The organism is Pseudomonas sp. 43mfcvi1.1 (assembly GCF_900115935.1).
GTDB lineage: Bacteria > Pseudomonadota > Gammaproteobacteria > Pseudomonadales > Pseudomonadaceae > Aquipseudomonas > Aquipseudomonas bijieensis.
On record NZ_UETT01000004.1, the window covers coordinates 162073 to 173991 of the forward strand.

Annotated in this window: 8 protein-coding genes; 5 read left to right on the top strand and 3 right to left on the bottom strand. The window is 61.7% G+C overall.

All coding sequences use genetic code 11. The annotated features are described in order from the left end of the window. Position 1 precedes the first annotated feature (1 nt). The 5 genes from DTP52_RS09500 (at position 2) to DTP52_RS09520 (ending at position 7667) form a co-directional block, all read left to right on the top strand. Entirely contained in the window at positions 2-2380 is a 2379-nt protein-coding gene (locus DTP52_RS09500) for a hypothetical protein (RefSeq protein WP_109753116.1), read from the top strand. 133 nt (positions 2381-2513) lie between these two features. Beyond that, positions 2514-3434: a hypothetical protein gene (locus DTP52_RS09505; protein WP_109753117.1), complete on the top strand. Its 921-nt coding sequence runs from the start codon at positions 2514-2516 to the stop codon at positions 3432-3434. A gap of 19 nt (positions 3435-3453) precedes the next feature. Further along, a complete protein-coding gene (locus DTP52_RS09510) occupies positions 3454-4758 on the top strand; it encodes a hypothetical protein (protein WP_109753118.1) in 1305 nt (434 codons plus the stop codon). Positions 4759-4761: 3 nt separating this feature from the next. Further along, on the top strand, positions 4762-6579 hold the full coding sequence (locus DTP52_RS09515; RefSeq protein WP_109753119.1) for a hypothetical protein: 1818 nt from the start codon (positions 4762-4764) through the stop codon (positions 6577-6579). 32 nt (positions 6580-6611) lie between these two features. Further along, the gene (locus DTP52_RS09520) at positions 6612-7667 is read left to right on the top strand and encodes a hypothetical protein (protein WP_109753120.1); all 1056 of its coding nucleotides are present in this window, start codon (positions 6612-6614) and stop codon (positions 7665-7667) included. A gap of 71 nt (positions 7668-7738) precedes the next feature. Here DTP52_RS09520 and DTP52_RS09525 read toward each other — a convergent pair whose 3' ends face one another. The 3 genes from DTP52_RS09525 to DTP52_RS09540 form a co-directional block, all read right to left on the bottom strand. After that, positions 7739-8503 carry an SDR family NAD(P)-dependent oxidoreductase gene (locus tag DTP52_RS09525; RefSeq protein WP_109753121.1) on the bottom strand — a complete coding sequence of 255 codons (765 nt, stop codon included), beginning with the start codon at positions 8501-8503 and terminating at the stop codon, positions 7739-7741. A gap of 234 nt (positions 8504-8737) precedes the next feature. Next, positions 8738-11107 (bottom strand): hypothetical protein, encoded by a 2370-nt coding sequence (locus tag DTP52_RS09535; protein ID WP_109753123.1) that lies wholly within the window; start codon positions 11105-11107, stop codon positions 8738-8740. A 61-nt stretch (positions 11108-11168) separates the two neighbouring features. Beyond that, positions 11169-11918 carry an ABC transporter permease gene (locus DTP52_RS09540; RefSeq protein ID WP_109753124.1) on the bottom strand — a complete coding sequence of 250 codons (750 nt, stop codon included), beginning with the start codon at positions 11916-11918 and terminating at the stop codon, positions 11169-11171. Position 11919 lies beyond the last annotated feature (1 nt).

The following is an 11919-nucleotide window of genomic DNA, read 5'->3' on the forward strand; positions in this document are numbered from 1 at the left end:
CATGAGCGTATTGAATTTCCCCCGCATCTACCTCAATGGCCATATGTTCTGGAATCCACCCACGGCCAACAACAATGATGTGTTCCCGCTGTATGACGCAGTCAACATGGACATCAACTGGCCGTTCATGAGCCACTTCGACATCACGCCCAACAACGCCCCCACCCAGTTGATGCCCTGGGTCATCAACCCCTTGGCAATGGACGCTCTGCCAACCTATGTGCTGCAGGTGCCGACCAATGCCAACCCGAAAGCCTACCCGTACATGCCCGCCGAATGGGATCTGTTTGGCGACAATGCCTGCGGCACGGTGAGCTACAAAGGCACTCGCTCAACGATTATTGGTGGCGAGCTGCAGGCCAACACCTACATCACCCAGGATGCGCTGGTCGGCAGGGACTACCAACTGCTAGGCAATCCCTTTGGCAGCAACACTCCGACGGCCGCGCGCTTTGTGGATGTCAGCCCGTGGCAGAACACCTTCACCGCGTTGTATTTCGACAAGCTGATACTGGGGGATACCACATGTGGCCTGACCCTCAATCGCCAATATCGGATGATGGATCGCTTCCTGAATTTCAACTGGGGTGCCTTCGGTGGCCTGGTGTATGTCACCACCACCTGGCAGACCTGCTTTCCCAAGGAGAACCTGGAATGGGTCATCGGCGATTCGGCGCTGTTGAGTAACCTTCAACAGCAGATGACGCAACAAGGTGTACAGGGCTTGATGTTCCGGTTCTCCACCTACCTGACCTGCTACGACAGGAACGGTGTTTTCAACGACTTCCCGTACGTCAACACCCATTCCAACGCCCCCACGGATACGGATCGTGTGCAAGCGATGTATCAGAAGGGCCTGGACAACGTTTCCAGTATTTTCTTCAACCCCGCCTACAGCCGCACCGCCGCGACCCTGGGCCTGTGGCTCACTGACGAATATCCCACCGCCCCCGCCGGCCTGCGCCTGGTGCCCGCGCAGCCTGTAGCGGTTTCTCAACCAGGCAAGGATCCCCAAAGCACCACACTGGGCGTGGTGTCGGCACAGATTACCGACAACACCCTGTCACTGGATCTGGCTAACACTTTCCCGTTCTATCCGGTGGCCCCCAAGGCCGATATCCTGACCGCTGAAAAATTCCAGGCCGGCGACTACAAACTGGGGGTTCTGCAGAATCAACAGTTCAACCCGGTGGTCAGCTTCGGTTTCGACCAATACAACCAGGCCGCCTTCGACAAACGCTCCGGCCTGCTGGACTTCGCCCTGACCGACGCCGACAAGGCAGCCTTGCAGTCCGGCCCCCTGGCGCTGCAAGTGCAGCCCCCGGCCCAGGATGCACCGAAAATCGCCGCCACCCAGCAGACCTGGACCGCCGAGGTCATAGAAAGCGGCAGTTTCATCGACGTGGGCGACCACAAGACACTGAACATCATGGTACAGAACAATGGTGTGCCGGCCCGCAACACCACGCTGTGGGTAGCGGAATATGGCAACCCCTACATGGTGACCACCAGCGACTACTACCTGGCGTTCAGTAATGCGGCCAACTTCACGCTGTTCTACAACGATCCGACAGACCTCAACTTGAACCATGCCAATCTGCCGCAGTTCAATCATGCGCCCCCCGTATCGAACTACCTGGCCACTGGCAGCGGCCGTCGGCTTACCGCCCTGCAGAATGTGCATCGGCCGGCTAGCACACCGGTGGGGTATCAGGATTTCCTGAACGGCGAAGGCAAACCGATTGCGGTCAACTTGCGCCCTTGCCTGGCATTCGACGCCGGCATCTACGTCACCGGGACACTGAACGACTACCAGGCCACCCAGGTGGATTACTCCTATGTAACGACCACCACCGACGACAACGGCATCGCCCAGGTGAGCTTCAGGGCCGTGGCCCCGGGCTTCCCGACCTTGCGTTTTTTCGTCAAGGAAGGTGACAGCGATCCGCTCATCCCGTTCAGCTTTCCGCTACCCCAGGCCTACATCGACTTCCTCGCGCCGATACGCGTCCTGCCCGTGGACATGCAGTTGCAACAGGATTTCATCAACACCTGGAACGCCATCTACAAGGACCAGGACGCCGCAACGCAGCTATGGAACCAGTTCCTCTACCCCCGCATCCTGCAGACCTTCTATTACCTGTACCCCATCATGAACAAGTTCATGCCGCTCAACTCCCAGGCACGCGTCGAAGGCGCCATCGACCAGTTGATTGTGCTGATCAGCAAGGAGTACCAGGAAGAAAGCACGCTCTCGATGCCCATCACCCGCGACATGTCGCAAAGCCGACGCGCGGTGCTGGAGCTGTGGGCCAAGAAGCTGGTCAAGCGCGGCTATCCGCCCATGCCACTGAAGATGAGCGATTACGACAACCTCTGACCGTGTAGGAGCAAGGCCTGCTCGCGATAAGGCACCTCGGTCCTGCGAATGACCGCGTGACCGTTCATCGCGAGCAAGCTTTGCTCCCACAGGCTCCACAGTGTCACTCGATACTTTTTCAAAGGAATGAGTCATGAAAAACAGTATCTTGAACCGGCTGCTGTTGTTGATCCTGCTGTTCAGCCCTGCCCTTTTCGCCCAGGACAGCGGTGCCGTGTACTTCACCATGGGCGTGCACAACACCGAGGGCTGCAACGAACAGAACGGCAACTGTATCGCCAAGCGTGCCCCGGGCGACCCTTCCGATCCGTTTTTTCCGGCGTTCTGGATCAGCGACTGGACCATGTACCGGGTGATGCACAACTACGAAAAGAACCCGCCGCCCTACAGCAATCCGCCCTCCACTCTCACCCCGGCGGACTACACCGTCTCCCGAGGGACCAGCTACTACGACACCACCTACATCCCGGCCGATGGCGACGGATTCGGCGCGATGATGGAACACTATGAGAAGTACTGCCTGCCGATCTTCCCGATCAAGAACAATAACTACACCTGCTCCTTCGTGTCCCTGGGCAACAAGGCCTACTTCCTGACCTACCCGCAGGATCGCCCCAAGGACATGCCGGCCTGCTGCATGTTCTCGCCGATGAATCATCCGCCGCGGCAAGACTTCATCCAGCACCTGCCCTACAGCGCCGAGCGCAGCCAGAACCTCGACGCCAGTGTGCAGGCCTACGCGCTGGACCTTCAATCGCCCCAGGGGCCGATCCTGTTCGGCTATGCCTTCTACAAGAAAATGACGGGGCAACCGCCCTACCGGCAGCCGCAATCGTTCTTCTTCTCCGGTGACACCAGCGTCGCCAATGCCCCCATCGTCAGCCAGAACTACACCAACTTCCGCATCGCCAAACCGGACCCGGCCCAGACCTGGGCGCAGGTGGCCGCGATGTGCCCGGCGAATCCACCGCCCTGCCAACTGTTCGAGCCACCGGCCTCACAGAGCAACGGCCAGAAGGCGCAGTGGAACAAGCTCATGCAGCGTAAACCCTGAGCAATGACGGAGGATCGCCATGAACACTTCACTGCGTTTCACCTTGGTCCTGCTGGGTTTGACCAGTCTCCCGGCCCTGGCCCTGGAACAATCCCGGGAACACGCCATGCCACGGGCGCAGGCCACGAACCTGAATTGCCAGCCGCCCAGCACAGCGCCAGCGGCCAACGCCAGCCAGGATCTGTTCGATCAATACAGCTGGCAACTGTTCATCGCCGTGAACTGGCCCGCCCAGGCGGGGCAGCGAGGTGATCCCGACTGCAGCAAACAACCGGGGGATCCTGGCTACACCGTCTGGCAGACCTACAAGACCGTGGAGGAAACCTTCCTGCCACGCGGGGCCGATCCAGGCCCTTGGAACACCCCGCAGCTTGCCAAGAGCCTGGGCATCATCAACATCGCCGCCTTGAAGAACAGCTCCCAGGTCAATGCCGTCGACCAGGCCGTCGGCGGCTGGCTGATCGACCAGGCCGGCAACCCGACCTACTACGATATCTCGGCCAACGAGACCTCCTATAACTACATCGTCGCCAACCGGTTCTATAACGCCGATGTGGTTTCCAAAGCCAACAACATCAACTTTCCCTACGGGGTCATCGAGGTCAAATCGAGCTGGCGCATTCTCACCCCCAACGACAATGCCAGCCGCTACCTGACCATGTTTGCACGCGTGGCCACGTTCGACGACCAGGGCCAGCGCAGCGGTGTCACCGAGGCCTACCTGGGGCTGGTGGGGCTGCACGTCATCACCAAGGTGAACGGCTATCCGCAGTGGATCTGGTCGACCTTCGAGCAGATCGACAACGTTCCACCCCAAGTGCAGGTGAACGGCGTATGGGTTGACCAGCCAACATCCGGCACGGCGTATTCCTACTTCAACCCCAGCGCTCCGGCAGCCACCCTCAACCAGTCGCCCTGTGACTGGCAGACCCAGGGCACGCATCTGGTCTGCGTGCCAAAACCCGGTACCACCTTCCAGACCCCGAACCCGCTGAACCGCGTCACGCCGATCGCCGAGATCACCAACGAGGTCAACGCCCGTTACCGCAGCGACCCGGGCCTGCAACGCAGCGTCTTGAAGTACTACCAACTCATCACCACCCAGCGCCCGCTAATGCCGGACAATCCCAGCAACCCACTGGGCCAGCCGACCCCCGCCCTTTCGGCCAACGTGACCATGGAAAGCTACATCCAGCCCAACAGCAGTTGCATGAATTGCCACTCCATGGCGACACCGGTCAAAAGCCCCTACAAGGCCGACTATTCCTACCTGTTCAAATTCGCCAATGCGCCTGTCGGTAAAACCATCAAGGACGAGGAATAAAACATGAGCATCCTGAACGGACCACGGCTGAATTTCTGGGGCGGCATCCGCACCGACGTCAGCCTGCCGAACAACTCCCCGACCATTCCTTACGATGGCAACGATCACTGGCCGCTCTTCGACCTGACCACCTCGACCTTGGCACCAGGCGCCCAGTCCTACACCGACGACCAGTTGAACAACATGATCAATGCCCCCACCGGCAACTACTACACCGCCGGGGGCTGGAATCATTACGGACAGCATGTCGTCGACATGCAGAACGCCTTGATCAGTTCCCAGGGCATCCCTGGCAGCATCAGCACCACCGGCGACCTGGTGGGCCAGGCTGTCTATTTGCTCGGCTCGGTGGACCCGGTGACCGGCCAGGGGCCTGTTTCCGGCCCGATGATGGTGGACCTGGACCCCACCGCCTCGACGACCACCCAAATCTTCGTTGGCGGCCTGCAAATCGGTGGCAACGACAACATCCAATTGCTGATCCGCAACAACACCGTGTGCAGCAGTTTCGACGTGGCGGGACGTGTGCTGCTGCCGAAAAAAATGGACGCGCCGGGCTCTTTCCACGCCAGCGGCACGTTTCAACTGACCTTCCCCTTGAGCAGCATTGTCAGTTGGAACCAGAACAGCAGCGGCCTGCGCTCGATCATTCAGGCACCGGGGGCGACAGGCATCGTCCTGCGTTTCGTCATGTTCGAAATGTGCCCCACGATGACCACCGAACAACTGGACGCCGACTACGCCGCCGGCAAGTACACGCCCAACCCGAGCATCGGCCGGGTCATCGGCACACTGGCGCCGGCCTTCGCCGACGAGCCGCTGAACTGCCAGCCGGGCCGGCAACTGGTCAACCAGAGCACGGACAACGCCGGCTATGCCGACCTGGGCAACAGCGGTTACCTGAGCATCGACATGGTGAACGTCATTCCGAAGGAAACCTTCCGGGCCGTCAGGGACGACATCACCAGCCCGATCGGACCCAACGCCAATTACGGGACCGTGACCATCAGCGCCGGCTCCACCACCCTGACGACCCTCGACCCGACCAGTAGCCCTCTGGTGGACTACTACGTGTATGGCGGCATCGTCGACCTGCCCCTGACCGCCAGCCAGCAGCAGATGGTGCGCACCGGCGCCCTGGCGATCAACGCGCCGGGCACGGTCGCCGGGACCACGTTGCAAGCCACCGAATCGACCTATCGGATCTATGCCGACCAGCGCAACGTCTATCTGGAGGACTACCCCAACGGCCTGTCGATCACCCTCCAGGTCAGGTACCTGGGCGGAGCGGTCCCCAGCACCACCGAAATCGGCCTGCAGGCAATCCCGGCAGCTGATCCCCCCGTGTATAAAGAACCGCAGTACTGGGACTTCCTCGACTACCCTGATTCCCTGACGGTCAGCGCCGGCCAGCTTTCGGTCAGCTTCCCCGTCACCGTCAAACCAGGCAGCGCTGCCCAGGCGGGTTTCGTCGCCCTGACCTGCACGGCCAATGGCCTCGACAGCAGTGCTTACTTCACCAACTTTCGCAAGTATGCCCAGACCGACTTCGGCATTCCCTCGGGCACCACCATCACCTGGCCGCTGATGTACCCCAACGTCCTGCGCTTTCACTACCTGGCGTTCCCCGCCATGTCGCGCTATATCCCGCTGAATCAACCCGACGCCATCATGGGCGCCAAGAACCCCATCCTCGCCCGCACCTCGGATGCCTACAAAGGCACCACGCTGTTCATGCCGGTAGTGCGCTCGATGTCGCCCTGCCAACGAGCGTTGCTGCGGGCCTATCTCACCGGTGAGCCCTGGCAACCGCCGCAATGAATGCGTCCCCCTTTTGTTCATGGAGAGAACCTATGTCCGTTCCCTTTCAAATTCCCGCGCATCCCAGCGAAGCCCTGCGTCCCAGCACCTTCATCGTCGAAGACCTGCTGAACCCTCGTGGCCTCTGCCGGCAGGCCGACGGCAGCTTGCTGCTCACCGAAGCAGGCTCGGGGTTGCCCGACCAACCCTTCAGCGGCCGTATCAGTCGACTGCGACCGGATCCGCAGCGGCCCGGCGCCTACCTGCCCCGCGAAACCCTGGCGCAAGGTTTTCGCGCCATGAACATGCAGGCACGCATGTTGCGCGATGAAATCATGGGGGTGTCGGACATCGCCTGTGGTGATGGACGCTGCCTGGTCAGCCAGACCGATTACGTCGCCGGCTCCAAGCTGCTGGACCTGCAATTCACACCACCCGAGCCGGTCTTCCATAGCCGCGGTAATCTGAACGCGCTGTGCTACCACCCGACCCGTCGCAGCTGGCTGGCCGTCAAGCCCGATACCAATCAGTTGGTGGAGTTCGCCATGGGCCAGGAGGAGCGCGTGCTGGCCCAACTGCCCGAACTGGATCAAGGCCAGGAAGCCGTTCCCGTGACCCTGGTGTACGAACCGGCGACAGACGCGGTGCTGATCAGTCTGTTCTCCGGCGAACTGCACGGCGAACCGAGCCGCAAGGGCATCGACTTTGCCGAGAAGGCCGGCCAGGTGATCCGGGTCTGGCCCGCCAGCGCCAAAATCGACGTCCTGATTCGCGGCCTGCAACTGCCCACCGGGCTGGCCTTGCGCCCCAACGGCAATCTGCTGGTGCTGGAACTCTGCGAGCGCCTGCAGCAACCGCTGCTCCCCGACTGGAACGGCGAACCCCTGCATGGTGGCTTTACCCGGTTCAGTGGGCGACTGCTGAGCTGCGACTTGCAAACAGCCCAGGTCACGGTGCTCGCCCGCGACCTGGATACACCTTCCAACCTGTGCCTGTTACCGGACGCGGTACTGGTCAGCGAAGGCATGGGACTGGTCGGGCGGCCACTGCCTACGCCAGATGGAAGCGTTGTGCCGTTAAGTGGCAAACTTCGTCGAGTGCAACTCTGAACGAACACTCAAGACCGAAGGCAAAAAAAACGGCGCTTACCCTTCATGGGATAAGCGCCGTTTTTCTTGACTCAGCCAGCAGTGACCGTCATGCCTCCATCCGCCATGACAACCGAACCAACGATGAAGCTGGCACGGTCCGACGTCAGGAACGCCACCACCTCGGCAATTTCTTCCGGCTGTGCGGCGCGACCGATCGGTGCGGCCTCACCATGCTGAGCGAGGAATGCCGGGCCGTCCTCGACCACGTCATTGAGAATATTGGTGACCACATCGCCAACGCCGATAGCATTGACACGGATGCCATGTTCGATGGCTTCCAGCGCCAGGGTGCGGGTCAACTGCGCCAGGGCGCCCTTGGACGCGGTGTAGGCGGCAATGGTCGGGAAGGCAAAATAGGACGCGTAGGACGCAATATTGACGATGGCACCCGACTTGTTGGGCATCATCGCCTTGACCGCTTCGCGGGAATGCAGGAAGGCGGCGGTGGCGTTGACCGCCTGGATGCGCTCCCAGTCCTGGCGCGTCATATCGATGACCAGCTTGTTGATGATGATCCCGGCATTGTTGACCAGGATGTCCAACCGGCCGAACTGCTCGACGGCCAGGCCGACCGCGCGCTCGGCAGCACCATCCTCGGTGATGTCGGCCTCCAGCGGCACCAGCCCCGGACGGGCCAGCTCATGGACGGCGGGGTTGATGTCTTCCGCGACCACCTTGGCGCCGCGGGCGTGCAGCAGCAATGCGATGGCCTTGCCGATGCCACTGGCGGCGCCGGTGACCAGTGCAACCTTGCCTTCGACTTCGTGGGGAATGTTGTGTTGGATATCGGTCATGATCGCTCTCCTGCGTGAGCGGGCAGACGAGACATTCGCCAGCCCGGCGCCCGTGGGCGCTGTCGTTATCGACGGCTTCACTTTCTCGCAACGACGACTGCCGGGCTTTCGCAGGTTTGCTGGGACTGTCGGGGTTTTGCGCGAATCTGCCCAGATAATGCTGTTCCGCGAGCTTGTGGCGAGGGGATTTATCCCCTCGCCACAGGTTAATGAGACCTTCGCCAGCCCGGAGACCTACAGGGTCAGGAACAGCGCGGACGTCCAGACCCGTGATTGATCCCGCTGGCGGGCGCAGATGAACAAGGGGTGTTCACGCCCTGGTTCAAGCCCCAGGCGGGCCAGTTCGATTTTGCCCTGCAATTCACGGGGCAACGGGGCAGCGGTCATCCGCTCCAGGGACATCTTCAACTCCGCGCCTGGCAACGCTTCGACCACTTGCGATTTTGCCAGCAGTTCATCACCGGACAGCTCCATCAACACCGTCGGCGCATGTACATATGGTTGCGGTTCGGACGGGTCGCCAACCTTGATGTAGTTGTCGATCCGGCTGTGGATCTGCAGCGTGGCGCCGGCCAGTTGCGACAGGTCGATTTCAATGCTGTCGGTATCGCCGTTGGTGTCGGTGCGAAACGCCAGGACCGTTGCATCCTTGCGCCAGACGGTCTGCTCGGGATGATCGAGGCCCAAGGCGCGAAAGCCATTGATGACCGCGCCCGTGATGCGGATCTCGCCGCTCCAGTAGGCGCCGCGATAACGGTCCTTGATCCGCGCGCCTCCCAGGCGCAGGCGAATGCGTTGCGTGCAAAAAACCAGTTCCTGATGCAGGTTGCGCGACCAGATCAGCTTGTCGCCATCGAACAGATCGACCTGCTCCCAGCCCGCCTCGCCCAGCAGCCGATAGTCCAGGGTGGCATTCGAATCAGCGGTGAAGACTTCACCCATGAAGTGCCTGCCCTGGCGCAGGCTGGCGAACGAACGCTCCCCGGTCGTGGCGAAGGTGCGACGAGCGCGCAGGGCCTTGCCGACGCTGGCTCGGTCGAAAGCCTCGGCGACAACGCCGGTCAACCCGCCCCGGGAGCCGAACACCGCCGTGGCCGGAACGCCGCCACCGCAGCGTCCCTGGTGTTCATCGCTGTTCGCCGCGGCGCCGACCCGATAGCCTCGCTGCAGCGCCTCGGCGTAGACCCAATGGAACTGGCCCCAGGCCGAACCGACCTCGATCAGCCGTTCGAGCTCCGGGTGATGCCAGTCGAGGTTGCAACGGCGTCCGCCGACATGGGGCATCATCAGATGACCTTCGGGATCCTTGGCATAGGCGGCGTACAACTCGTCCACCGGCCAGGCGCCCGGCTTGATGGTGCCGGCAGTGAACTCGTTCCATTCGAAGGAGCGCACCAGTCGCCCTTGATTGTCGAAAGGGAATTCGGGTTTGCGGTCATGCAGGAAGACGACGTTGCGGTCGCCACCCGCACAAGAGTTACCGCACCACTCGGTTCCGGGATAGCACACGAACCGACCTGGCTCGTTGAGCTCGTGGATCAACCTGACCGCCTGGTCCCAGCGCTGCTCGGTGATATTGAAATCGTTGGCGGTGTAGCCAAGCACATCGAGCCCGGCGACATCACGGCCGTAACTGAGGTTGTACAAGGTGTCGTTGGTGCCCACCGTGTCATCGGAGTGCACATGCAGGTCGGCGTAGAGCGGGCGTAATGCAGTACCGGCGGGATCGACGGTGACGAAGGCCTGGGCAGCGTCAACAAAGGGCGCCTCCACCGTGGCGGACAGACGCCACTCGCCCACGGCGCCGAGACCAAGCCCCTCGATCCGGGCCGTCGCCCAGCCTTCGGACGCCAACGTGAACGGCTGTAGACGCTCGCCGCCTTCCGGGTCAACCAGGGCCAAGACACCGTTGAGTGGCAAGTTTCGGCAGGTATTGCCCCAAGCGTCGTCCACCCGCAACAGGACATCGAACGCCTCGCCGGCGCTGACCAGTCGCGGCACGATCAACTGCACACGCTGCGCCGGCCCGGGCACGATGTCCAGCAAGGGATCGCCCGGCACCTCGGCAAATTTCGAGCTGCCCAACGGGTCGATGAACAGGCGGAAACGGAAGTCTTTCTCGACGAAACTCTGGACCCGTGTTCCCGCCCCGCCCTGGCGTCGGTCGCCCAGGCGAATGATGACTTTATCGCCCGGGTTCAGGTAACCGTCGATGATGTCGATGATGATCGCTTTCTGGAATGGCCGTTCATGGCCCTTCTGGTCGAAGCGCACTTTCAAGTGCTGCACCGTGGCCTGACTCTGGCCGGGAACCAACTCACCGGCCTGGTATTCGGCACTCACATAATTGGGACCCGCCGGGTTCGAGGTCTGGAACAAGGCCCAGTCGGAATAGAACTTGAAGGCCAGCTTGAGCCAGGCGCCGTCGGCCAGGCCACTGCCACCGACTTCGTAGACCAGGGTGATCTCATCCCACTGCCCGGCGACCAGCGTGTCCCGGTCGCAGTGGATACTGCCCAGGAACGGACGTTTCTTGTTGCGCTCGTACAGGCCTTGCGGGGCGATGTAGTGCCCGGCTTCGCGGGGATCGAAAACATTACTCACATGACACCTCGTGCAGTGGTCCACTGAAGGTTTGAAGGGGCAGCGAAGACAGCGACGGTGCTTATTGCACGCGCCATTTCTGGTAGTGGCGCTCGATACGCCGGAACACAAAGCTCTCCATGAGCCAGGCAATCAGGCCGATCACGACAATGCCCAGCAGCACCTGGCTGCTGTTGCCGATCTGCCCGCCCGTGGCGACCATCCAGCCAATGCCCCGGGACGCGCCGATCATTTCCGCCGCGACCAGCGCCCTCCAGCCCTGACTGAAGCCGATGCGCAAGGCGGCGGTCACGAACGGCAACGAGGCCGGCAGGTAGACATGGGCCAACAGTTGCCAGGCGTTGGCGCCCAAGGTGCGTGCCGCGCGGACTTCACCGCCGCGGATACTCTGCACGCCCTCCTGGATCGTCACTGCCATGGGGAACATCGCGGCAATGAAAATCACCAGCACAATGGAGACATAGCCCAGGCCGAAAATGATCATGATCAGCGGCGCCCAGGCAATCGGCGGGATAGCCATGAACAGACTGTTGAGCGGCGAGACAAAATCGCGAAAGCGCGAGGACAGGCCAGCGGCCGTGCCCAGCAGGAGCGCCACGAGCACGGCGGCGCAAAAACCACCCAGCTCTTCCAGGACGCTGGCCTGCAGGTGCTGCCACAGCGAACGGTCGCCTAGCCACCGCAGCGCCTCGCGGGCGACGTCCCAGGGCTGCGGCAGGATGTAGGTGGGAAAGCGGCTCGCCAGGGCGACCCAGATCAACAGCAGGAATGGCAGCGACGCCCATCCCCAATTCGGTTTTGGCAGGGACATG